Annotated in this window: 20 protein-coding genes; 8 read left to right on the plus strand and 12 right to left on the minus strand. The window is 61.6% G+C overall.

Features of this window, described 5'->3' with window-relative positions; translation table 11 throughout:
- Position 1 precedes the first annotated feature (1 nt).
- The 4 genes from AA0535_RS03395 to AA0535_RS03410 all read left to right on the plus strand — a co-directional run bounded on the left by AA0535_RS03395 (position 2) and on the right by AA0535_RS03410 (position 6,506).
- Positions 2 to 952, plus strand: a complete 951-nt coding sequence (locus AA0535_RS03395) for a DUF58 domain-containing protein (RefSeq protein ID WP_264814507.1) — start codon at positions 2 to 4, stop codon at positions 950 to 952.
- Complete coding sequence (locus tag AA0535_RS03400) at positions 949 to 3,756, plus strand: DUF4159 domain-containing protein (protein WP_264814508.1); 2,808 nt, start codon at positions 949 to 951, stop codon at positions 3,754 to 3,756. The genes AA0535_RS03395 and AA0535_RS03400 overlap by 4 nt, the downstream gene beginning before the upstream one ends.
- Positions 3,753 to 5,825: a VWA domain-containing protein gene (locus tag AA0535_RS03405; protein WP_264814509.1), complete on the plus strand. Its 2,073-nt coding sequence runs from the start codon at positions 3,753 to 3,755 to the stop codon at positions 5,823 to 5,825. Before AA0535_RS03400 ends, AA0535_RS03405 begins: the two co-directional genes overlap by 4 nt.
- Positions 5,826 to 5,912: 87 nt before the next feature.
- Positions 5,913 to 6,506 (plus strand): ankyrin repeat domain-containing protein, encoded by a 594-nt coding sequence (locus AA0535_RS03410; RefSeq protein WP_370264950.1) that lies wholly within the window; start codon positions 5,913 to 5,915, stop codon positions 6,504 to 6,506.
- Positions 6,507 to 6,607: 101 nt separating this feature from the next.
- On the opposite strand, the gene AA0535_RS03415 is transcribed toward AA0535_RS03410, so the two are convergent.
- The 5 genes from AA0535_RS03415 to AA0535_RS03435 all read right to left on the minus strand — a co-directional run bounded on the left by AA0535_RS03415 (position 6,608) and on the right by AA0535_RS03435 (position 9,714).
- Entirely contained in the window at positions 6,608 to 6,886 is a 279-nt protein-coding gene (locus tag AA0535_RS03415) for a hypothetical protein (RefSeq protein ID WP_264814511.1), read from the minus strand.
- Between the two features lie 199 nt (positions 6,887 to 7,085).
- Complete coding sequence (locus AA0535_RS03420; protein ID WP_264814513.1) at positions 7,086 to 7,415, minus strand: glycoside hydrolase family 3 protein; 330 nt, start codon at positions 7,413 to 7,415, stop codon at positions 7,086 to 7,088.
- A 52-nt stretch (positions 7,416 to 7,467) separates the two neighbouring features.
- Positions 7,468 to 8,556, minus strand: a complete 1,089-nt coding sequence (locus AA0535_RS03425; protein ID WP_264814514.1) for a site-specific DNA-methyltransferase — start codon at positions 8,554 to 8,556, stop codon at positions 7,468 to 7,470.
- Positions 8,556 to 9,197 (minus strand): ribonuclease HII, encoded by a 642-nt coding sequence (locus tag AA0535_RS03430; RefSeq protein WP_264814515.1) that lies wholly within the window; start codon positions 9,195 to 9,197, stop codon positions 8,556 to 8,558. Before AA0535_RS03430 ends, AA0535_RS03425 begins: the two co-directional genes overlap by 1 nt.
- A 223-nt stretch (positions 9,198 to 9,420) precedes the next feature.
- The gene (locus AA0535_RS03435; RefSeq protein ID WP_127100424.1) at positions 9,421 to 9,714 is read right to left on the minus strand and encodes a CsbD family protein; all 294 of its coding nucleotides are present in this window, start codon (positions 9,712 to 9,714) and stop codon (positions 9,421 to 9,423) included.
- Between the two features lie 265 nt (positions 9,715 to 9,979).
- On the opposite strand from AA0535_RS03435, the gene AA0535_RS03440 reads away from it, so the two are divergent.
- The 4 genes from AA0535_RS03440 to AA0535_RS03455 are packed head-to-tail and all read left to right on the plus strand — an operon-like array spanning position 9,980 to position 19,291.
- Positions 9,980 to 11,293: an efflux RND transporter periplasmic adaptor subunit gene (locus tag AA0535_RS03440; protein WP_264814517.1), complete on the plus strand. Its 1,314-nt coding sequence runs from the start codon at positions 9,980 to 9,982 to the stop codon at positions 11,291 to 11,293.
- A gap of 8 nt (positions 11,294 to 11,301) precedes the next feature.
- Positions 11,302 to 14,481 (plus strand): efflux RND transporter permease subunit, encoded by a 3,180-nt coding sequence (locus AA0535_RS03445; protein WP_264814518.1) that lies wholly within the window; start codon positions 11,302 to 11,304, stop codon positions 14,479 to 14,481.
- Positions 14,478 to 17,756: an efflux RND transporter permease subunit gene (locus AA0535_RS03450; RefSeq protein WP_264814520.1), complete on the plus strand. Its 3,279-nt coding sequence runs from the start codon at positions 14,478 to 14,480 to the stop codon at positions 17,754 to 17,756. The genes AA0535_RS03445 and AA0535_RS03450 overlap by 4 nt, the downstream gene beginning before the upstream one ends.
- Complete coding sequence (locus tag AA0535_RS03455; RefSeq protein ID WP_264814522.1) at positions 17,753 to 19,291, plus strand: efflux transporter outer membrane subunit; 1,539 nt, start codon at positions 17,753 to 17,755, stop codon at positions 19,289 to 19,291. Before AA0535_RS03450 ends, AA0535_RS03455 begins: the two co-directional genes overlap by 4 nt.
- A 106-nt stretch (positions 19,292 to 19,397) precedes the next feature.
- Here AA0535_RS03455 and AA0535_RS03460 read toward each other — a convergent pair whose 3' ends face one another.
- From AA0535_RS03460 to rpsM, 7 genes are all read right to left on the minus strand, one after another.
- Positions 19,398 to 19,571, minus strand: coding sequence for a DUF1328 domain-containing protein (locus tag AA0535_RS03460; RefSeq protein ID WP_023978976.1), 174 nt, complete (start codon positions 19,569 to 19,571; stop codon positions 19,398 to 19,400).
- A gap of 86 nt (positions 19,572 to 19,657) precedes the next feature.
- Positions 19,658 to 20,107, minus strand: a complete 450-nt coding sequence (locus AA0535_RS03465; RefSeq protein ID WP_264814524.1) for an ASCH domain-containing protein — start codon at positions 20,105 to 20,107, stop codon at positions 19,658 to 19,660.
- Positions 20,108 to 20,154: 47 nt separating this feature from the next.
- Positions 20,155 to 21,468: an MFS transporter gene (locus AA0535_RS03470; RefSeq protein ID WP_264814525.1), complete on the minus strand. Its 1,314-nt coding sequence runs from the start codon at positions 21,466 to 21,468 to the stop codon at positions 20,155 to 20,157.
- A 341-nt stretch (positions 21,469 to 21,809) separates the two neighbouring features.
- Entirely contained in the window at positions 21,810 to 22,235 is a 426-nt protein-coding gene (gene rplQ, locus AA0535_RS03475; RefSeq protein WP_062164123.1) for a 50S ribosomal protein L17, read from the minus strand.
- Between the two features lie 38 nt (positions 22,236 to 22,273).
- Positions 22,274 to 23,293, minus strand: a complete 1,020-nt coding sequence (locus tag AA0535_RS03480) for a DNA-directed RNA polymerase subunit alpha (protein ID WP_023978980.1) — start codon at positions 23,291 to 23,293, stop codon at positions 22,274 to 22,276.
- Between the two features lie 156 nt (positions 23,294 to 23,449).
- Positions 23,450 to 23,842, minus strand: coding sequence for a 30S ribosomal protein S11 (gene rpsK / locus AA0535_RS03485; protein ID WP_025822066.1), 393 nt, complete (start codon positions 23,840 to 23,842; stop codon positions 23,450 to 23,452).
- Between the two features lie 93 nt (positions 23,843 to 23,935).
- Positions 23,936 to 24,313, minus strand: coding sequence for a 30S ribosomal protein S13 (rpsM, locus tag AA0535_RS03490; protein WP_264814526.1), 378 nt, complete (start codon positions 24,311 to 24,313; stop codon positions 23,936 to 23,938).
- Positions 24,314 to 24,492: the final 179 nt, after the last annotated feature.

The following is a 24,492-nucleotide window of genomic DNA, read 5'->3' on the forward strand; positions in this document are numbered from 1 at the left end:
CGTGAGCGGTTTTTTCGCGACATGGCGACGCAAGGCCGGGTTGAGCGCTTCAGGCTCTCGGCCCAGTACCTCCCCTGACCGGCATCCCGATACGCAGGTACCGGCCGAGGCCGAGGCCCTCCTTCCCCCGCTCGTGATCGAGGCGGAACGTATTGGGCGGCAACTACGCGCAGGTGTGCATCATCAGCATCGCGCCGGAGCGGGCGAGGATTTCTGGCAATACCGACCGGCTCACGACCACGAACCCGCCCACCGCATCGACTGGCGGCAATCAGCGAGAAGCGACCAGCTCTGGGTGCGTGAGCGCGAGGCCGAGGGCGCGCAGCTTCTTACCCTGTGGTGCGATCCTTCCCCCTCCATGGCCTGGCGCTCACGAACTACCCTGCCCCTGAAGCAGGATCAGGCCCGACTGGCCACACTCTCCCTCGCCGCTGCCGCACTCCACGGAGGAGAACGCGTCTCGTTGCTCAACGGGCCGGAACAGGAGCGCTCTGTCAGCGGTGCCCATTCCCTGACGCGTCTGGGCCAGAACCTGACCGTCGGTCCCGCAGCGAGCCTGCCCAATCTCGATACGATACGCCCCTGGGGCCAACTCGTTCTGGTCAGCGATTTCCTCTTCCCGCCTGAAACGCTCGAAGCATTGCTGCGCGACATCGCCGCGCGTCCGGCCAGAACCGAACTGCTCTGCATTCTCGACCCGGCTGAACGAAGCCTGCCCTATGCCGGGCATATCAGCTTCAACAGTCTGGAGGGAGAGGAGCGCCTGACCCTCCCTGCCGTCGAGACGCTGATGGAGTCCTATGAACAGGCAATGAAAGCCCATCTCGACCAGATGACCCGTCTCGCCGAGGCGCATCGCGCGGGGTTGACCCTTCATCATACCGATCAGCCGCTTCTTCCCGCCCTGCTCGCGCTTTATGCCCGTCTCAGCGGGGGGAAGCTGCACGCATGATCTTTCTCACCCCCCTTGCGCTGTTCGGCCTTGTCGCGCTGCCGCTTCTGTACTGGTTGGTCAAGGCGACGCCGCCTCCCCCGAGAGAGCAGGTCTATCCCTCGCTCGAGATCCTGCGTCGCCTGACATCGGGACGCGCCGATACCGCACGCTCGCCGCTCTGGCTGCTGATCCTGCGTCTGGCAGCCGTTGCCTTGCTTGTTCTCGGCCTGGCACAGCCTGTCTGGCTTGGACGCAGTCTGACCTCCGGCGCCGATCGTGCCCTCGTTCTGGTGCTGGATAATGGCTGGGCGGCCGTGCCCCACTGGCAGGAACGTCTGCGCGCGGCCCGCAGCCTGGCGGAGCGCCACCTCAGGGCCGGGCAGGATGTGACATTGCTGCTGAGCGCGCCCGATCCCGATGGAAGCATGGCCGCGCCCTTCACTACTCGGGACCGGGCCCGTTTCGAAGAACGCCTGCTGGCCCTCTCGCCCCATTCCTGGCCAACCGACCGCGCACGCCTGGCGAGCCAGCTCAGGAACCTCGATCAGACGGGCGCCCAGTCTCCTGCGCATGATATCGTTTTCCTCTCCGATGGGGTTGCGACAGGATCAGACCGAGCGCTGACCTCTGCTCTCGCTCACCGTTCCAACCCGGTGAGCGACATGCGCTGGACCGGCTGCGACACCATGCTTCTGGCCGCGCAGCAGGACGATCACGGCGTGCTGTCGGCCACAGTGAGCGCCCTCGCCTGCGCCGCCCCGAAAGCGTCCCCCGTCAAACCCGGGGCACTGACCCTGCGTGTCCGGGCGGAAAATGGGGGCACGCTCGGTCTCTTCCCTCTTGGCGCAGCGCCTGACAAACCCACTATCCTGCCTCTGCCGCCATTGCTGCGAAACAGAGCCAGCCGCATCGTTCTGGAGCGCGATACCGGGCCGCTTCCCGGCCCCTCCGCCATCGCCCTGCTCGATGAGGGCGATCACCGCCATCCGGTTGGTCTGTTGACACAGGGCAGCCAGGACACACCCCTCACCGGCCAGGGGTTCTTCCTCGCCCAGGCGATCAGCGGCGTCGGCACGTTGCATCGCGGCACCGTTCCCGAGCTGCTCAAGCAGAAGCTCTCGGTTCTGATCGCCACAGATGGCACGCTCGCCGATGAAACCACGCGTCATCTGGTCGCAGACTGGGTGCGTCAGGGTGGCGTACTCATCCGGTTTGCCGGGCCGGTTCTCGCCTCTGACCCCCAGGCTGCCCTGCATGACATGGCAAGAACACTTCTGCCTGTGCCTCTGATCAACGGGATGCGTCAGCTTGGGGGGCCGATGTCCTGGGGCAAGCCGCAGATCCTCTCGGCCTTTGCGGAGCACTCGCCTTTCGAGGGGCTGACCCTGCCCAAGGAAGTCACGGTAACCCGACAGGTTCTGGCCGAACCAACACCGGAGCTGGGCAGTCATGTCTGGGCGCGCCTGAGCGATGGGACGCCGCTCGTGACAGCCAGCGCCTTCGGCCAGGGAGAGCTGGTCCTGTTTCATGTGACTGGCACCGCAGACTGGTCGAGCCTGCCGCTCTCAGGGCTGTTCCCGGAGATGCTGGAACGTCTGGTCGATCGCTCTGCCGGCCAGCAGGACCCAGCCGTGCTTCGCACACTTGTCCCCTTTGCCATGCTCGATGCCCAGGGCAATCTGGTTCCCCCGCCGGAAGCAGCACGCCCCATCGCGGTCGAGGCGCTGGGCCATACCGCCCCCGATGTACAGCATCCTCCCGGCACTTACGGTCCGCATCTCGCAAGCAAGGCCTTCAATCTGGGTAATGCCCTGCCTCCGATCTCGGATGAGCCCATGCTCGGCAAGGCGCTTACCCCTGATCGCGTGTCACCCGATCATGTTCTCGCTCCGTGGCTGCTCGGCGCTGCTCTGCTCCTGCTGCTGGCCGATTGCCTGATCGCCCTCTGGCTACGTGGGCTGATCGGACGCCTGACCGTGATCGGTTTCCTTATCGGTGCAACGCTTCTGCCTGTGCCGCACGCCTCGGCGCAAGCTGGTACCGCGCCGCATGCCCAGCCCTCGGGCGAGGATGACGAGACGCCCCCCCATCAAAACGGCGTCACCCATGGCATCGTGCCCGGCGCCGCACTCGAGACCCGTCTGGGATACATCCTGACGGGACATGACGATATCGATCAGGCCTCACGCGAGGGACTGCAAGGGCTGTCGAACTACGCCTCCGATCGCTCCTCCGCCGTAATGGGTCATCCGGACGGCCTCACGCCGGGCAAGGACGATCTCGCCTATTATCCGCTGATCTACTGGCCGATCACCGAAGACGTGCAGGAAGACCCGAAGCGTTCCGTTGCGCTCAACAGCTTCATGGCGCATGGGGGCATCCTGATGCTCGACACGCAGGGCGTAGGCTCGGACCTCTCGACACGCGATGAGGGGCAGACACGTGCCGCCTTGAAACGCGCCACGTCAGGCCTGGTCGTGCCGCCGCTCTCGAAGCTCGATGACCATCACGTCCTGGCTCACAGCTTCTATCTGCTGCATGACTTTCCCGGACGTGTTCAGGGCCTGCCCGTCTGGGTGGCGCGCAGTGGTGATGACAGCAATGATGATGTCAGTCCCATCATTATCGGGGCTGGAGACTGGGCCCATGCCTGGGCCATGGATGCGCAGGGCAATACACCCTATGCCGTCATTCCGGGCGGGGACGAACAGCGTACTCAGGCCTATCGTTTTGGCGTCAATCTGCTGCTCTACGCGCTGACGGGGAATTACAAGGCCGATCAGATGCGCGTTCCCGAACTTCTGAAGAGGATGGAACAATGAGCCATCTCACCTTCATGCCGCTTCTGCCGCTCTGGCTGATCGCAGGGTCGGGCGCCATGATCGCCCTCCTGGGCCTGTACATGCTGTTGCGCCGCGCCCCCGGCGCGGTCGCGCGCGTGCTTGCCCTGCTGGTGATCCTGCTGTGGCTCAGCGGTCCCAGGCTCAGCCGACCCTTCTATGAGCCGGCGCCGCAGGATGTGCTGCTCGTTGTCGATCACTCTCCCTCCATGGCGTTGCGCCATCGTCTCGACAGTGCCGAGAAAGCCGTCGCGCAACTTCAGCAATCGGCACGCAACATTGCCGGACTGACGCTTCATACCGTCACGGTCGCGGGCGGAGATCATCACGGCACGCGGCTTTTCGACGCCATTGCGCAGGCCGATCTGCCTCCGGGGCGCTTCAGTGGCGCCATATTGGTCACGGATGGCATGGTGCATGACGCCCCTGCCAGCCTGCCCACCCTGTTCACGCGGGAGAACAGTCCCCTTCCGCTCCATGTATTGCTGACTGGCAAGGGCGAGGAAACCGACCGGCGCCTGCGTGTTCTTCAGGCCCCCCCCTATGCGCTTGTCGGCAAAACGGCGACCTTACGTGTGCTGGTGGAGGATCTGGGGGGCCCGGCGGGACAGGATGTCACCCTCACCTTGCACCAGGGTGACGCCCCCCCACGACAGATTGCGGCACGCTCGAGCGCGCCCGTCGATATCGACATCCCCATCCATCAGCCGGGCGAGTTGCTGGTCACCCTGACCGCCTCACCGCTGGCGGGGGAATCGAGCACGCGCAACAACAGCGCCATCGTGCGCATCAACGGTGTGCGTGACAGGCTGAAGGTCCTGCTCGTCTCGGGCACGCCCAATCAGGGTGAGCGCGTCTGGCGCCGTCTGCTCAAGGCCGACCCCTCCGTCGATCTCGTGCATTTCACCATCCTGCGTCCGCCGGACAAGGATGACGGTACCCCGCTTTCCGATCTGGCGCTCATTCCGTTCCCCATCAAGGAGCTGTTTCAGGACCGTATCAAGCAGTTCGACCTGATCATTCTGGACGGCTTCCATAATGCTGGAATCCTGCCTCAGGATTATCTGGCGAACATCGCCGATTACGTGCGCGAGGGCGGAGGGCTGCTGCTGACGGCCGGCCCCGAATTCACCGAAGATGGCACATTGCAGGACACGCCGCTCGCAGAGGTACTGCCTGCCCATGTGCCGGGCGATGGTATCGTGAATGAGCGCTTCGTGCCCCAGCTCACCGATGCCGGCAAGCGACACCCGGTCACCTCCGGCCTGCAACCCGGATGGGGTCCGTGGTATCGTGCCCTCTCCTCTGACCGGGTGCACGGTACAACGTTGCTCAACGGTCCGTCGCAACAGCCTCTGCTCGTGCTCGATACGGTGCAGAAGGGGCGCGTGGCCCTGCTCCTCTCTGACCAGCTCTGGCTCTGGTCACGCGGCGAGGGCGGCGGCGGCCCTCAGGCGGAACTGCTCAAGCGCCTCTCGCACTGGCTCATGAAGGAGCCCGATCTGGAAGAGAACCAGCTCCGCGCGACCTTGAGCGATAACAGCCTGCGTATCGAGCGTCACAGCAATACCGCCCGCCTCGACCATCCCGCCATGGTCACGGCACCCGACGGCAAGGTCACCCCTCAGCCCCTCACCGCCGAGGGCAACGGTGTGTTCGGCGCGCGCATTGCCACTAATGGTGCGGACGGGCTCTGGGTCATCCATCAGGATCGGCTGACCGCAGTGGCGGCGCAATCGACGCGCAACCCGGTCGAAGATGCCGATCTGCGCGCGACCGCAACCCGTCTCGCGCCTCTGGCCGCACAGTCTCATGGCAGCACGCAATGGCTCGGGACGCTCAGCCATGCCCCAGAAATCCGGCAGGTTTCGCCTGACGCACGGGGCGCAAGCCTTGCCGGATCGGGCTGGATCGGCTTTCCGCGCCAACTCGTGCCGGTTGCATCGTCCAGCCGCCTGACCGCGCTCTGCCCCTCATGGGTGGCACTTTGCGGTGTGTTGGCTCTTCTTTTTCTCGGCTGGTGGCGCGAAGGCCGACTTCGCCGCCGATAGGGAGTCGCCAGCTTGTTAACGATCCTTTATAGTCGGCCCATGCGCCACTCGAGACGTCACATGAATGTCCAACGACTTTTTCCCCTGATGCTGACGGCAAGTCTTGCCGCCACACCGGTCCTGTTCGTTCCCTGGCATGCTGCGCATGCCCAGTCTGCAGACGATGCGGAAGCGGAACAGGAAGCCGAAGAGGCGCAGAAGAAGGCTGAGGCACGCCGTGCCGCCAAGGCAGCCGCTCCGCCATCGGCGCTCCCCGGCGCAGATTCGCAGGAACAGGATGCGGGCCACGCCAATGTGGACCTTAATCCGACCGAGGCGCTGTTCGATGCGATCAATCGCGGATCGCTGAACGCCGCCAAGGAGGCGCTCAATCGCGGCGCGGACATGAACGCGAAGAACGTGCTGTTCCAGACCCCACTCGACATGGCAATCGACCTGAACCGCAAGGACATCATGTTCCTGCTGCTCTCGATGCGGACCTACGACAATGACAGCCGCCTCGCTGTCGAGACGTCTCATTCGCAGATCGAGACCGATGCCAAAGGCAATGGCCATCTGACCATCAAGGGCAAAGGCCGCAAGGGCGCATCCGCCATGGCCGTTGCGAGCAAGGGACATCCGGCGATCTCGGGAGGGCAGCCCCAGCCCGATATCGGCTTCCTCGGTTTCGGCGGTCGCTGAGGACCTGCTCGCTTTCTCTCGTCCATGACCCACGGCACGGGTCAGGAAGCAGATCGGTCATCAAAAAGAGCGGATCGGGTTCCCGATCCGCTCTTTCCGTTTCAAGGCTGGAATGGAAGAAACGAGCCCCCTCTATCGTTGGCCGTCTCATGACGCGGGCTCTGTGTCCATTCCGGCATGGAGATGCTTTCACCGAGGATTGGCGTCAGAGCGTCGCGCCGTAACTCGAAACGACAGGTACCGGACAGACGCCGCCAAGACGCCCCCTCCACCCGGGCGAGCAGGCGCGGCTCGAGTGGTGCCGTGACCCACTCACTCGCCCCAGCCTCCAGCATGATCTTGCCAAAATCCGACAAGCTGGGACTGAAAGTCAGGCTCATCCTCGCGCAGCGCATAGATTGGCACCACCTCCGCACCGAGCACCCGGCCCGTGCTGGTAACGCGTAGGGTCGCGGTCAGCGTTTCCCGGTCTAGCGCGAAATCCGAATGGGCAAAGCGCGTATAACTGAGTCCGTGCCCGAAGGGGTAAGCCACCCGACGTTCGATGCGCGAGAACCAGCGATAGCCTATATCGGCGCCTTAGATCCTGTAATCCCGATACACGACAGGCCGATCGACTAGCTGGACGGGATTGGACACGACGCTCTGCGGATCGATCCGCGCGGGGCAAGGCAGATCCTCTTCGCTCAGCGGGATCGTGAAAGGCAATCTTCCCGAGGGGGAGACATGACCGAACAGGAGCGCGGCGATCGCCTCTCCGCCGACCGCCCCGGCATAGAATGCATGGAGAATGGCGGGCACACTCTCCCGCCTCGGCATCAGCACCGGACCTCCGGTCTCCAGAACCACGATGACCCGGGGATTATGCGCTGCGATGCGTGTGATCAGGGCCTCCTGATCATGCGGCATTCCCGAACCAGCCGGACACTCGGCCCGGCCATGGCAGGCTGGTCGATGCGCCTCAGCCCACGTTCCGCAGCGGGGCCTGGGCGTGCTCGGTACGCAAGATGTCGATCTGGACGATCTCGCCCTGACGCTCGAAATACCAGAAAGTCCAGCCATTGCACGAAGGGGCATTGGTCAGAATGGCCCCCATCTTATGGATGGAGCCGCGATGGCTGCCTGAGACAAGACTGCCATCGGGCATGACCGTCGCACTGACGCGGCGCTGACGATCAAAGAGTTCGGTCCCGGCGGGCAGGGCGCCCTGCTCGACAAAACTACCAAACGGTACGCGCGGCATCTCGCGCTTGGCGGGGGTGATCGCCAGTTGCTCATCCGAGAGACGGATTTCTGCCTCCACTCGGGCACGCGCCGCCTCGATATAATCGGGATGACGTTCAATCCCGATGAATCGCCGCCCAAGACGCTTGGCCATGGCGGCAGTCGTTCCACTGCCCGAGAAGGGATCGAGCACGATATCGTCCACGACGGTGGAAGCAATGAGCACACGATGCAGCAGGCTCTCGGGCTTTTGCGTGGGATGCAGCTTCAGCCCATGGGCGTTGCGCAGGCGCTCATTGCCGGTGCAAAGTGGCAGATACCAGTCGCTGCGCATCTGCATGTCGTCATTCAGCGCCTTCATGGCCTGATAGTTGAAGCGATATTTGCTCTCTGGGCCACGCGCGGCCCAGATCAGGGTTTCATGCGCGTTGGTGAAGCGTCGCCCACGGAAATTGGGCATCGGATTGGCCTTGCGCCAGACGATGTCGTTCAGGATCCAGAAGCCCAGATCCTGCATGATGGCGCCCAGCCGGAAAACATTGTGATAGGAGCCGATCACCCAGATCGTGCCATCCTTGGTCAGCAGGCGCCGCGCCTCGGCGAGCCATTCACGCGTGAAATTGTCGTAGGTCGCGTAATCGGCGAATTTGTCCCAGGCGTCGTCCACCCCGTCGACCACGCTCTCATCGGGGCGGCGCAGTTCACCCCTAAGCTGCAGATTATACGGCGGATCTGCGAAGATGCAGTCGATGCTCGCATCGGGAAGGCTGCGCATCGTGTCGATGCACTCGCCGCACAGGATCTGATCGAGGGGGAAATCCTGCATTAGATGGCTCCGACCGGTTGGGCTGCGCACGCAAGGAGGGCGCGTATGGGGGCGAATTCGCGCCGATGATGAGGGGTGACACCGGTCTGTTTCAGACCGGCCATATGCAGGGCCGTGCCGTATCCGGCATTCTTTTCCCAACCATAGGTCGTGTGACGTTCCGAAAGCCGTGTCATCAGCCGGTCACGAATGACCTTGGCGATGATCGACGCTCCGGCGATGGAGAGGCTCTTGCGATCGCCGCCCACCACTGCAAGGGCGGGACAGCCCAGAGCAGGCAGACGATTACCATCCACGAGCGCCATGTCAGGCATGAAGCCCAGATGAGCCAGAGCACGCTGCATCGCCAGATGACAGGCCTTGCCAATATTGATCCGCTCGATTTCCGGGACCGATGCCGCGCCAAGACCGATCCTGACCGCAGGGTGGGCCATCAGCGCGGCGAAGGCAGCATCGCGCCGTTTCGCGCTCAGGCGCTTTGAATCGTCGATCATCGCAGCAAGGGGCGGCTCGGGGGGAGTGAGAAACACCAGAGACGCTGCGATGACCGGCCCTGCGAGAGGGCCGCGCCCGACCTCGTCAAGGCCGACTATCCTCTGTTCCGGTGCCCCATTGGCAAGTTCGAGAGAATAGTCCGGCATGCGGTGTTGCAAAATCCCTGGCGATAGAAACGAAACAGACTGCTCGAGTCGCACAGTCTTACGAATCGCTTTTGAATCACCCGAATCGCCCTGTAAACCCCATTCGCGCGCCGCTGAATCTTTTTTGTTGTGTCAATACGAGAAAAGGGGACCACATCACTGTGGTCCCCCTTCGTTTGACGGCGACACTGCCCAATCAGGGCCGCGTTCTATAAGCCTTGGCTCACTTCTTCTTGGAACGACCGAAGAAGAGCGCGCCTAGGATCGTGCCGACCAGAATGGCGACGCTGAGAGAAATCAGCGGGCGGTCCTGCACGAAAGCCGTTGCCTTTTCCAGCGTGGTTTCGGCATCGTCGTACAGATCGGCAAATTCCTGCTGGGCCATGCCGGAAAGCTGGTCGATCTTGCCTTCGGCCTGGAGCTTGGCATCGCCTGTCAGGCCACCAGCCGCATCCTTCAGACGGCCCTTGGCTTCGTCGAGCAGACCTTCACCTTTTTTTTCAACTGCATCGGCCATTGTCATAATCCTTTCACTAAACGGACTTGAAAACATCCGTGACGATAGGACGAACGACGCATAAGCAAAACGGTTTCCTGAACCGCATTGCTTAATTAGGGTCCTGACATGGAGCTGCGAGTAACGTGGGATGTTGTGAATTGTTTCGTCTTTGAACTAGAATTTAGCTGACGTCATGATAAGGCGGCCTCAAATAACGTATGTCTCAGACACCAGATGGCGCATGTGACCGCTCCTGGATTTGGGTGATGGAAGACGAGAAGAGATGACTGATCAGACGGGCCCCGACCGGACCCAGCCTGCGCGCCATGCTGCGCCCCACCCTTCTGCCTCGCCCTCACCGGGCAAGCCGCGCCGCAGGCGTCGGCTCCTCTTCATTATCGGCGGCATTCTGGTTGTGCTTCTGGCCGTGGCCTTCCTCAGGCCTCACGGCACGAAGACTCACGGCACACGCGGCAGTCATCGTGGCAGCGCCAGCGCGCAGCGCAATGGCGACGCCACACCGGTTGCGGTCGCCGTGGTGAAGACAGGCGACATGCCCGAAATCCTGACCGAGCTCGGCACGGTGGTGCCCATCACAAACGTGACGGTGCAGGCCCGCGTGAGCGGCTACATCATGAATGTGGAGTTCAAGGAAGGGCAGCACGTGAAGGCCGGTGACGAGCTGGTGCTCATCGATCCGCGTCCTTATCAGGTTGCGCTGGAGCAGCAACTCGGCACGCTGAAGCAGGATCAGGCCCAGCTGGCCGATGCCCGCATCAATGCAGGGCGCTATGACAAGCTGATCAAGCAAAACTCGATTGCGGCCATGACCGCCATCGATGCGCAATACAAGGTCCAGCAGCTTGAAGGCACGGTCAAGCTCGACCAGGCCAATGTCGATAATGCGCGCCTGAACCTTTATTACTGCCATATCATCGCCCCCGTCGATGGGCGCGTCGGCATCCGCGCCGTCGATATGGGCAATTACTTCACAGCCGGGCAGTCAGGCGGCTTGACCATTCTGACGCAGATGCAGCCGATCTCGGTCATCTTCACCTTGCCTCAGGATCAGTTGCCGCAGGTCATGGACAGGCTGCATGCGGTTGGTCAGCTTCCGGTCGAGGCATGGGACAGCGCGAACCTGAACAGGATTGCCACCGGCACCGTCAAGGCGCTGGATAGCCAGATCGACACCGCGACGGGCACGGTTCGCATGCGCGCCATTTTCAGCAACGAGGACGAGCACCTCTTTCCGAACCAGTTCGTCAATGCCCGCCTGCTGGTCGATACGCTGCACAACGTCATCCTGCTCTCGTCCAATGCGCTTCAGACCGGTCCGGACGGGCAGTTCGTCTATGTCGTCAAGGACGACAACACGGTCGAGGTCCGCAATGTCACGACCGGTATCGCCAGCAATGACGTGACCGTCATCAAGACCGGGCTCAAACTGGGCGAGCGCGTGGTGACCGATGGTACCAACCATCTGCGCCCCGGTGCCAAGGTGAGCATCCCTGCCGATAGCGGAAATGCTGCGGACAACGCAGGCAAAGGCGAAGCCATGACTGCGCCCGCCCCCGCAGCCAAGCCCGCGCAGTAAGCCCGCCCATGAATCCGTCTCGCCTTTTCATCGATCGCCCGGTCGCCACATCGCTCCTGATGCTGGCGATCATGCTGACCGGTCTGCTCGGCTATCACTTTCTGCCGATTTCGGCCCTGCCTCAGGTGGAATATCCGACCATCACGGTCTCGACCTTCTATCCGGGCGCAGGACCGGATGTGATGGCGACCTCGGTCACGGCGCCGCTCGAAACCCAGCTTGGCCAGATGCCGGGCCTCGACCAGATGACCTCGCAGTCATCGGGCGGCGCTTCGGTCATCACGCTGCGCTTCGGGCTCGACATGTCGATGGATATTGCCGAGCAGGAAGTCCAGGCCGCCATCAACCAGTCCAATTCACTCCTGCCGACCGACCTTCCGGCGCCGCCGATCTATGCCAAGGTCAACCCGGCCGATACCCCCGTGCTCACTCTGGGCATCACATCGCGTACCCTGCCCCTGACCGAGGTCCAGGATTTCGTGAATACGCGCCTCCAGCAGCGCGTCAGCCAGATTTCCGGCGTGGGTCTCGTCACGCTTTCGGGGGGGAATCGCAAGGCAATACGCGTCCGGATCAACATCCCCAAGCTGACTTCCTACGGTATTGCTATCGACACGGTGCGCACCACCATCGGCACCGTCAACATCAACTCCCCTACGGGCACGTTTGACGGGCCGCATCGCTCGACCACACTGCGTATCGACGGTCAGATCTCCTCAGTCGACCAGTTGATGAACCAGATCATCGCTTATCAGAACAATGGCCCGATCCGCCTGCGCGATGTCGGCACCGTTGTTCAGGGCCCAGAGAACGATCAGCTTGCTGCCTGGTCGGACAAGACCCCGGCACTGATCCTGAACGTGCAGCGCCAGCCGGGCGCCAATGTGATTTCGGTGGTCGATAACGTGCTGGCCGTATTGCCCCAGTTGCGCAAGACCCTGCCACCCGGAATCGAGATCACCCCTCTCACAGACCGCACCACCACCATTCGCGCCTCGGTGGCGGATGTGGAATTCGAGCTGGGCATGGCCATGCTGCTCGTGGTGGCCGTGATCTTCGTGTTCCTGTTCAACGTGCCTGCCACCATCATCCCGAGCCTGAGCGTGCCGCTCTCGCTGATCGGCACGCTGGCGGTGATGTATCTGCTCGATTTCTCGCTCGATAATCTCTCGCTCATGGCTCTGACCATCGCGACGGGCTTCGTGGTCGATGACGCCATCGTGGTGATCGAGAATATCGCGCGCTACATCGAGATGGGCGAAGATCGCTACACCGCCGCCGTCAAGGGCTCGCAGGAGATCGGCTTCACCATCATCTCACTGACGGTGTCGCTCATCGCCGTGCTGATCCCTTTGCTGTTCATGAGCGATGTGGTCGGGCGCCTGTTCCACGAATTTGCGATGACGCTGGCCATCACCATCGTGATTTCGGCCATCGTCTCGATCACCCTCGTGCCCATGATGTGCGCCCGCCTGCTGAGCGAGCGCAGCCATGACGAACATGCGAGCACGCGCTTTCAGCGCGTCGCGGCCCGCGTTGGCAATGCCATCGAGCGGATGATCGCCACCTATGCACGCTGGCTCGATTTCGTCCTGCGCCACCAGACGGGAACCCTGCTTGTTGCGTTGGGAACCTTCGTGCTGACCGTGTTCCTCGCCGTGATCATCCCCAAGGGGTTCTTTCCCCGTCAGGATACCGGCGTGGTGCAGGGTATCACCGAAATGGCGCAGGCCATCTCGTTCGACAGCATGAAGAAGCATCAGGAGGCGGTCATAGCCGCCGTGCTCGACGATCCGGATGTGGCCAGTGTGTCGAGCTTCGTCGGTATCGACGGGCAGAACATGACGCTCAATGTCGGGCGCATGCTGATCAACCTCAAACCCCTCGAACAGCGTACGAGCGGGCTCTCCGCCATTCTCAGGCGCCTTGCCGACCGGGGCAGTTCCACCCCCGGGGCTCGGCTGTTCCTTCAGCCTGTCCAGGATCTGTCGCTCGACTCCACGGTTTCGGCCACGCAGTATCAGTTCCTGCTCGAAAACCCGGATTACGACACCTTCAAGACCTGGGTGCCCAAGCTGCTCACGGCGTTGCAGCAGGAACCCGCTTTGGCCGATGTCACCTCAGACCTCCAGGCCGAGGGGCTTGTTGCCCATGTCGATCTCGATCGCACCAATGGGGCGCGCTACTCGATCACGCCGCAGACCATCGATAACCTGCTCTATGACAGCTATGGTCAGCGCCAGATCTCGACCATCTACACGCAGTCCAACCAGTATCGCGTGATCCTCGAGACAGAGCCGCGCTTCCAGCATGATCTGGCGAGCCTCGGTCAGCTTTATCTGCCCGGCATCTCCAGCGAGGCAGGTCAGAGCTCGTCCGGTCCGACCCGCCTGCCCACATCGGGTCTCGTGCCCCTGCATCAGGTGACGACCATTACCAAGGGACTCGCCCCGCTGCTGATCACGCATTTCGGGCAGTTCCCGGCCACCACCGTGTCGTTCAACGTGGCCGAGGGCTATTCGCTGGGTGCAGCGACGAACGCCATCGACCATGCCGCCTCGACCATTGGCCTGCCCCCTGCTTTCCAGACCGCGTTCCAGGGAACGGCCGCAGCATTCCGATCCTCGCTGAGCAATGAACTCTATCTGGTGATTGCGGCGCTTGTGGCCGTCTATATCGTGCTGGGCGTGCTCTATGAGAGCTTTATCCATCCCATCACGATCCTCTCGACCCTGCCCTCCGCGGCCATCGGGGCGCTGCTTGCGCTCTCGCTCTGCGGCATGGATCTGGATGTGATGGGGATCATCGGCATCGTGCTGCTGATCGGTATCGTCAAGAAAAACGCCATCATGATGATCGACTTCGCGCTTGAAGCCGAACGTCTGGATGGTCTGCCTCCGTTCGATGCCATCCGTCGCGCGGCGCTGCTGCGTTTTCGTCCGATCCTGATGACGACACTCGCCGCCTTCTTCGGTGCCCTGCCGCTCATGCTGGGCCACGGTGTGGGGTCGGAGCTGCGTCGTCCGCTCGGCGTGTCGATTGTGGGTGGGTTGCTGCTATCGCAGCTTCTGACCCTGTTCACCACCCCGGTCATCTATCTGCTGATGGACCGCATCGCCGCCGCCACGCGCCGTCGCTTCGGCCTGCGCTCCATGTCCGAACGTCTTGCCGAACAGGGTGGCGAGTGAACATCACACGCCCCTTCATCCTGCGGCCGGTAGCCACCTCGCTCCTGACCGCAGCGATGCTGATTGCTGGGCTTCTGGCCTATACCATGTTGCCCGTGGCCGATCTGCCTAATGTGGATATGCCCGTCATCATGGTACAGGCGCAGCAATCCGGCGGTTCCCCGACCGAAATTGCGAGTACCATCGCAGCCCCCCTGGAGCGTCATCTTGGTGCCATAGCGGGTCTGTCGGAAATGACCTCGCAATCCATGGTTAATCAGGCGCGGATCATCCTGCAATTCGATCTGTCGCGTGACATCAATGGGGCCGCGCGCGATGTCGAGGCCGCCCTGCAAGCCGCCCGTGCCGATCTGCCCACCACGCTGCGCACAAATCCGAGCTATCAGAAGGCGAACCCGAACGGCGCGCCTATTCTGGTCATGGCGCTTACCTCCCCCACCAAGACGCCGGCCATGCTCTATGACCAGGCGACCAACGTGCTGCAACAGCAGCTCAGCCAGGTGCAGGGTGTGGGTGAAGTCGAAGTGGGCGGCGGCGCCCTGCCCGCCGTGCGTGTGGAGGTCAACCCCCTTCTGCTCTACAAGTTCGGCATCGGTTTCGAGGATGTGCGCGCTGCACTGGCCTCCGCCAACGCCCATACGCCCAAGGGTTTTATCGATCAGGGTGGCTATCGCTTCACGCTCGATACCAATGACCAAGCCGAAACGGCACAGGCCTATCGTGATCTGATTATCGCCTATCGCAATACGCGCCCCGTACGACTCTCGAGCGTTGCCGAGGTCAATGACAGCGTCGAAAACCTGCGCACACTGGGCGTCTATAACGGGCAGCGCGCCGTGGTGGGGCTGGTTTTCGCCCAAGCCGGGGCGAACGTGGTCAAGACGACCGACCAGATCAAGGCGCGGCTTCCGCTCATCCGCGCAGCGCTGCCCCCCGATATCGACCTGCATATCGCCGTCGACCGCTCCAAGACCATTCGCGCCGCCCTGGACGATACCAAGCTCACCCTCATCCTCGCCGTGGTGCTTGTCGTGCTGGTCGTGCTCGTCTTCCTGCAATCGGCCCCGGCCATTCTGGTTCCGGCGATTGTGGTGCCAACCTCGATTATCGCGACCTTCGCCGCCATGAAGCTGCTGGGCTATCAGCTCGACAACATGTCGCTCATGGCGCTCACCATCTCGACCGGCTTCGTGGTGGATGACGCCATTGTGGTGCTGGAAAATATCACCCGCTACCTCGAGAAAGGCCATTCCCCGCTCAAGGCCGCGTTGATCGGAGCGGGTGAAGTCGCGTTCACGGTTGTGTCCATCACCCTGTCGCTGATTGCGGTGTTCGTGCCGATCATTCTGCTGGGCGGGATTGCCGGGCGTCTGTTCCATGAATTCGCCATGACCATTTCGATCACGCTGGTGATCTCGATGATCCTGTCGCTCTCCCTCACTCCCATGATCTGCGCCATGCTCCTGCGCCCGGCGAAAGAGGCCCATAAGCGTGCGCGCATTGCTGTCATCATCGACCGCGAAATCACCCGCATCACCGATGGCTATGTCGCTTCGCTCGACTGGTCGCTGCGCCATCGCTGGCTGATGCTGCTCAGCCTGCCACTGACACTCTTCATCGCAGGCGCCCTTTTCGTGAAGATGCCGAAAGGCTTTTTCCCTGACGAGGATACCGGCATGATGATGGGCCATATCATCGGCGATCAGTCGGCGTCGTTCAGTCAGATGAGCGAGAAGACCTATCAGGTAGCCAGGACCGTCTCGAAAGACCGCGATGTCGCGGCTATTGTGGGGTTTCTCGGTGGGCGTCAGGCCAACCAGGCCAATCTTTTTTCGTCGCTCAAGGATAAATCCGCCCGCAATGATACCGTGACCCAGACGATCGAGCGCCTGGGCCGCAAATTCAGCCACATGGTGGGTGCCGAGGTCTTTTTCATGGCACCTGGCGCCGTTCGTGCAGGCGCCCGCGGTGGCAATGCCTCCTATCAATACGCCCTTCAGGGGCCCGATGCCGATGAGCTGTTCACCCTCACACCCAAGGTGGTCGAAGCCTTCCAGAAAATCCCGGGACTGATGGATGTTTCTTCCGATCTGAGCGAGGGCGGTTCGGCGCTGGATGTGAAGATCAACCGTGATCTCTCCTCGCGCTTCCAGATCACCCCGCAGCTCGTCTCGAACATCCTGTTCGATGCCTATGGCCAGCGGGCGGCCTCGGTCATCTACAAGCCTATCAACCAGTATCGCGTGATCATGGAGGCGGCGCCGCGCTTCTGGAAAGATCCGACCACGTTGCAGCAGGTCTGGATCAGCACCTCGGGCGGAACAGCCTCCGGCAGTGTGGCCTCGAACCGGATCCGCGTCGTGACAACCAGTACCGCCTCGACCAGCGTATCGACCGCCGATTCAAACTATCAGAACCAGATGGCGAATAGTCTGGCGGGGGGCAGCAATGCCTCGTCTGGCTCCGCGGTGGCAACGAGCGCTGAAACCATGGTGCCGCTCACGCTGACCTCCCATATTGTGCCTGGCACAACCGCACTGAGTGTGAACCATCAGGGGCAGTCCGTCGCGACCACCGTCTCATTCAACCTCAAGCCCGGAGTCTCGCTGGGCGATGCGGTGACCGCCATCAATGCAGCACTGATCAAGCTGCACGTGCCGTCAGACATCCAGGGTGGGTTCGCGGGTAATGCAGCGCTGTTCCAGAAATCGGTCAATGACGAGCCGCTTCTGATCCTGGCCGCTCTGGCTGCGGTCTATATCGTGCTCGGCGTGCTTTATGAAAGCCTTGTTCATCCGCTGACCATCCTGTCCACCCTCCCCTCGGCAGGTGTCGGGGCCATTCTGGCACTGCAGATCTTCGGAGAGGAGTTCTCCCTCATTGCGATGATCGGGGTGATCCTGCTGATCGGCATCGTGAAGAAAAACGCGATCATGCTGATCGACTTCGCCATGCAGGCGCAGCGCGAAGGGGCCTCCCCGGAGGAGGCCATCCGACAGGCCAGCGCCCTGCGCTTTCGCCCGATCATCATGACCTCGCTCGCGGCGGCGCTGGGCGCGGTTCCGCTCATCATCGCCAATGGCTATGGTGCTGAGCTGCGTCGCCCGCTGGGCATCTCCATTCTTGGTGGTCTGGTGGTGAGCCAGGCCCTCACCCTCTACAGCACGCCCGCCGTGTTCCTGACGCTCGATGCGATGGGACGCAGGATCTCACGGCTTTTCCAATCCGCCTTCATGCTTTTTCGCCGGCCCCATCAGGATCAGACCCAAGGATGACTTCCTCTCCGTCCCGCTCAGCCCGACGTATGTCCCTCCTTGCCGCGTGCTGCATGCCCCTGCTTTCGGGCTGCTTCATGGTGGGCCCCGATTATCATCGCCCCCATGCGGTCATCTCGGCCCACTTCAAGGAAGCCCCCACACCCCCAGCCGGGTGGGGTGTGGCCAGGCCGCAGCTTGCCGAAGCGCCCAAAGGCGCCTGGTGGGAGGTGTATCATGACCCTCAGCTCAACTGGCTTGAGTCGCAGGTCGCGATATCGAACCAGAACGTGAAGCAATATGAGGCGCAGTATCGCAAGGCCGAGGCGACGATCGATTCGATCCGTGCGCAGCTTTTCCCGACACTGTCCGGCTCGTTCAGCTTCAGCCGCAACGCCCAGGGCAGCGGCTCTCGCAGCGCGAGTTCGGGATCGGTGGTCAATTACTCCAGCACCACAACGGTCAATACGTGGAATACCGGCCCCTCGGCTTCCTGGACGCTCGATGTCTGGGGACGTATCCGCCGTCAGATCCAGCAACAGGTGACGGCTACGCAGGCCAGTGCGGCCGATCTGGCCAATGCGCAGCTTTCCTACCAGTCCCAGCTCGCAAATGCCTATTTCAACCTGCGCTATCAGGACAGCCTGAAAAAACTCTATGAAGACAATGTGGGGTATTTCCGTCAGGCCCTGACCATCGTGCAAAACCAGGTCGATGCCGGTGTCACAGACCCGAGTTCGCTCTGGCAGGCGCGATACCAGTTGCAGCAGACCGAAGCCCAGGCCACACAGGCCGGAATTACCCGGGCACAATATGAGCATGCTATTGCCGTTCTGATCGGTCGGGCGCCTGCCGATCTGACGATCCCCGTGGGGGCGCTGCCGCTCACCCTGCCTTCGACGCCCAATGCCATCCCATCTGTCCTGCTTCAGCGCCGCCCTGATATCGCTGCGGCGGAGCGGAACATGGAAGGATATAATGCCGAGATCGGCTATTATATCGCGGCGTTCTACCCCGAGATCTCGGTCAGTGCGACCTACGGCTATAGCGGCAACCCGCTCCAGACCCTGGTTCAGGCAGCAACGCGATTCTGGTCACTTGGGGCGTCGTCAACCGAAACGCTCTTCAACGGTGGTGCCCGTACCGCAGCCGTGCGTGAAGCCCGCGCCGATTACGACGCGTCCGTGGCGACCTATCGCCAGACCGTACTGACGGCGCTTCAGGGTGTTGAGGATAACTTGTCGAATCTGCGCATCCTTCAGCAGCAGCAGGCTCAGCAGGATGTCGCTGTAAAGTCGGCTCAGGAGGCGGTACGCGTTTCGCTCAACGAATACATGGCAGGAACGCAGACCTACACCACTGTTCTGACAAGCCAGCAGAATGCTTTGAGCTATGAGGTGCAGGCTCTCGGTATCCACCAGAGTCAGGCTATTGCCCATGTTGACCTGATCGTGGCGATGGGCGGGGGCTGGGATGTTTCGCAACTGCCCAGCAAGGCCTCGCTTCAGACAAACAACCCGCTCCTGCCGGAATTCATCTCGAAAACCAGCCAATAGGGATACCCCGCCTCACCTCCCGGCACAGACTGGGAGAGAAACACGAAAAAGGGGGAGAGCCTTGCGGCTCTCCCCCTTTTTTATGGCGCCTCCGAGGAGAGCGTACTCAGGTCACAGCCTTGCCGACGAAGACGGCAATGACGAGGAAGAGCACGAAGAGAGCGATGAAGAGGAAAAAGAGGATCTTCGCGATGCCTGCCGACGCCGCAGAGATACCGGTGAAACCGAAAAGCCCTGCAATCAGGGAAATGATCAGGAAAAATATGGCGAGCTTGAGCATGGCGAACCCCTCTTTGTTCTGTTCGGGGTCAACGCGATCTCGCAATGAAAGTTCGTCCGGTATTCATCCACCGGTTGAGGCATCTCTCACCGGGTTTCGGGGAACACAAACACGACCACGAATTCCTCGCACCACAGCTCCATGGTCTCACTGAACTGGTTCAGCCGACGGAAATAGCGCTCATGCTCGCGACGCCAATAGGCAAGGCTTCTGTCTCCCTCGCCTTCCTTGGCGGCGAAATCCGCGCTCACATCGCAGTAGCGTCTTTTTTCGAGCGAGCACGTGCGAATGATCGCTCGGGGCTGGTCCCGTCCGTCGCAGACAACATTGAGTTGACCGGTGACGGTTTGCTGCCCGTCAATCGCGGCCCAGCATGTGCCGGTCTTGATGCCGCGCAGAACAAGTTCGAGGAGTTCGTCGGCCAAAGCCGGGTTATCGCCAAAGGAAAAGCGCTCAAGGCTCTCCCAATCCGCCGGCGGTGCGGAAAGAATATCGGTCATGATGCCACAGAAAAAGGCGCCGTCGACGAATGTCAACGACGCCTTGAACAAGCGAGAGCCACTTTATCTTGAGCAGGGTTTGTTCAGTGTCCCACTGCTGTGACGCTCTCACCTCGGGCAAGAGCCTCCTGCGTGTAGCGACGGGCCTCGTCAGAGATACGCAGTGTGACCGTCATGCCAGCCGCGGCGAGATAGATCAGGGCAAAGGCCCAGATGATCCCTTCCATACCGAAGCCGAACACGCTCTCGCAGATACCGGCGATGGCAGGACCGACCCAGGTACTTGCGCCTGCGCCAAGACCGAGGATGGACAATGCCGCAGCCTTCTCCTTGGGGCAGATTTGAGGCATCAGGCCCGAAAGCGGCACGAAAGCGGCAACGGTAGCACCGTAGAAGATACCCACAGCGGCGGCGGCGGCGAAATTCCCTGGATACCAGACCGGAATGTAATAAAAGAGCGGGATCGAGACGAAGCCGCCGATACCGCCGAAAACGGACACGATGAAACGATGTCCAAGCGCATCGGCCAGCATGCCGGAGACCAGATTGAACAGGATGTTGCTCAGGAAGATGAGCGACAGCAGGTTGAGCCACTGGCCCTGGGTGAAGCCGAGATGGTCGATGAAGAAGGCAGGCATGATCGCAAGAAAGGCATATTCCGAGGAGGTGTCGATTGTCCTCACGATACCTGCAATCAGCGTTTTCGGTTCACGCCACATGATGCTGATGGAGCCGAAGAAGATGTCGCGCGTGCTCACGTGATCCGGCAACAGACGCTTCTTTCCAGTCGGTTCATGCGTGAACAAGAGGGCGACCAGACCGCCGAGGATGACGAGACCCAGCGAACACCAGAACGTTGCAAGCTCACCAATCGCCGGAATGGCGTAGCGGGCAAACTGAGAGCCAAGTGTCGGGAGACCAGCCGAGAAGGAGAACCAGAACCACCCGGCGGCCGAGCCCAGCATGGTCGCGGGCGTGGCAGCCGCAATCCAGACAAGGAACCCATACGCGAAGAGCGGATAGGCGAAACCGCGCAGCGTGTAGAACAGGAGCGTCATGGTGAAGTTGTTCGGCCCAAGCCCCAGAGCGAGAAGGCCGACTTCCAGCACGGCCCAGAGAATCAGGCCGATCCACATGACACGTTTTGGGCCGTAGAGATCCGATAGCGGGCCTGAAAACCACGCCGAGATCATGACCGTGATGCCATAAGTCGTGAAAAGCAGATTCACGTCACCCTGTGTATGCCCGTTATGCAGCATGAAGGTGTCGAGATAGCCCGCCTCCACACCATCGCCGATCATGAACAGCAGCAGGCCGACGAAGCCGAAAAAGAGGGGGCGTGGAATACCGAGGATCTCTGCGATCCCGCGTCTCTGGGTTGTGCGTGCCTCAGACAAAGAAGCTCTCCTGTATCTACACGCAGCGCGAGCGTACCGGACCTCATTGCCCGGGCGGCATGGGATGCGTGGTGACTGGTCCTACGAGAGTGCTCGGACCGTATGAAAAACCAGAATGGGGGAACGCGTCAGGGCGCTCGGATATTCATTCCGGTTCCCGATCCTGTGAAGAAAGGATCGGTATCGGCATAGCTCAGAAATCCCGCCTTGGGCGTTTGGATTGATGCTGCCGATTGGTTGGGTTGGTCATAAATGATTTGAAAGAAATTTGTAAGCCAAAAACAAAAAGGCCGGGCAGTTTCCTGCCCGGCCCTTCTGACGCTTCTGAATTCCTGACGGAATCAGGCAGCCATCGGCTCTTCACCCGACTGATTGAACACCGGGCCGCTATCCTTGCCCTTGGCGTCAACATCGCGGTCGACCATTTCGACAACGGCCATATCGGCGTTGTCGCCATAGCGCACGCCAGCCTTCAGCACGCGGGTATAGCCACCCGAACGGCCCTGGTAGCGCTCTGCAATGGTCGAGAACAGCTTGGTGACGATGGTCTCGTCGCGCAGCTGTGCGAAAGCCTGACGACGTGCATGCAGCGTGCCACGCTTGCCGAGCGTGATCAGCTTCTCGACGATCGGGCGAATTTCCTTCGCCTTGGGCAGCGTCGTCGTGATCTGCTCGTGCTTGATGATAGCCACGGCCATGTTGCGGAACATGGCTGCGCGGTGGGTCGAGGTTACGTTGAGCTTACGCCCAGCAACACCATGACGCATGATCGGGTTTCCTTACTCTGCTTTCTACCGGATAGGGCTCAGAACGTCTCGTCGAGACGCTTCGCCAGATCCTCAATGTTCTCGGGAGGCCAGGCCGGAACATTCATTCCCAGCGACAGACCCATGGAAGTCAGGACTTCCTTGATTTCATTCAGCGACTTGCGGCCGAAATTCGGCGTACGCAGCATTTCCTGCTCCGACTTCTGAACGAGATCGCCGATATAGACGATGTTGTCGTTCTTCAGGCAGTTCGCGCTACGGACCGAAAGCTCAAGCTCGTCAACCTTGCGCAGCAGGTTGCGGTTGAACGGCAGATCATCACGCGGCTCTTCCTGACGGACCGGGCGCGGCTCGTCGAAGTTGATGAAGAGCTGGAGCTGATCCTGCAGGATACGAGCAGCCAGTGCGAGGCTGTCTTCCGGCGTTACAGCGCCATTCGTCTCGACCGTGAGCAGAAGCTTGTCATAGTCGGTCACCTGACCCACGCGGGTCGGCTCGACCTTGTACGACACCTTGCGGACCGGGGAGTAGATCGCATCGATGGGGATAAGCCCGATCGGCGCGTCTTCCGGACGGTTGGCGGCGGCCGGAACATAGCCCTTGCCCATGTTCACGGTGAATTCCATGCCCAGCTTCACGCCGTCATCGAGCGTGCAGATCACGAGGTCGGGGTTCATGATCTCGATGTCATGACCGGCCTGGATCTGTCCTGCACGCACTTCACCGGGGCCCGTAGCCGTCAGCACCATGCGCTTGGGGCCTTCGCCATGCATACGCAGGGCAAGCTGCTTGATGTTCAGCACGATGTCCGTCACGTCCTCGCGGACGCCCGGCACGGACGAGAACTCATGCAGCACGCCGTCGATCTGGATCGCGGTGACGGCAGCGCCCTGAAGCGAGGAGAGCAGCACGCGACGAATCGCGTTGCCGAGCGTCATGCCAAAACCACGCTCCAGCGGCTCGGCAATCACCGTGGCTGTCTGCGTGGGCACGGAGCCGGGCGCGACTTCCAGCTTTTCCGGCTTGATAAGGGACTGCCAGTTCTTCTGGAGGACCAATGTCGTGGCCTTTCAAACAACTTGTCCCGCTGGGGCCCAACGGAACATCAACCGCACCGGAGCGCGGTCAGAACGTGCCGGTGGCCTCTCCCGGGGGACAGACCACCTACGGACGGGTGGTGACAGACAACCGGCCCCCGGAGGGGCCGGAGCCAATCAGACGCGACGACGCTTGCGCGGACGGCAGCCGTTATGCGGCACCGGGGTCATGTCGCGGATCGACGTGATGGAGAACCCGACGGCCTGAAGGGCACGCAGAGCGCTCTCACGGCCCGAACCCGGACCCGAAACTTCGATTTCCAGCGTCTCCATGCCGTGGTCACGAGCCTTGCGGCCTGCGTCTTCCGCGGCAACCTGAGCTGCATACGGGGTCGACTTGCGCGAACCCTTGAAGCCTTGGGCGCCAGCCGAGGACCATGCAATCGAGTTACCCTGGGCGTCGGAGATGGTGATCATGGTGTTGTTGAACGTCGAAAGAACGTGCGCGACACCGGAGATGATGTTCTTGCGCTCCTTCTTACGGATACGCGGAGCTGCGGCCTTGGCCATAATGAGGTCGTCCTGTCAAACTGAGCAGTGAGCGGAGGGCGATAGGCCAGCCCGGGGGCCGGACATCGCCACACTCCGCCTAGGATGCGCGGATTAGCGCGTCGCTTTCTTCTTACCGGCGATGGCCACGGCCTTGCCCTTGCGGGTGCGGGCATTCGTGTGGGTACGCTGGCCACGGACAGGCAGACCACGACGGTGACGGAGACCGCGGTAGCAACCAAGGTCCATCAGACGCTTGATGTTCATCGCGGTTTCGCGGCGGAGGTCACCCTCGACGCGGTAGTCACCATCGATCAGTTCGCGGATCTTCACGATCTCGTCGTCGCTCAGCTCGTTGACGCGCTTGGCATCAGGAACTTCGAGCTTGGAGCAGATTGCCTTCGCCGTCGACGGACCAATGCCGTAGATGTAGCTCAGGGCAATGACTACCCGCTTGTTCGTCGGAATATTTACGCCGGCAATACGCGCCACGCCACTCACTCCCTGCCTGGCCGGAAGGCCAGGCTCTCTTTCTGCTTCGACCCAGATTTTGGGCCAGTTCAATCGAAACTGATCAGTCCGCTAAAGAATCGACCGCCTCGCAAGGCATCGATCACCGCGCCTGTCAGCACCTGTGTCGAGGGCGCGCAATATATCGAGCACCCCCCTTG

Origin of the sequence: Asaia krungthepensis NRIC 0535 (assembly GCF_025995175.1) — a bacterium.
Classification (GTDB): Bacteria; Pseudomonadota; Alphaproteobacteria; order Acetobacterales; family Acetobacteraceae; genus Asaia; species Asaia krungthepensis.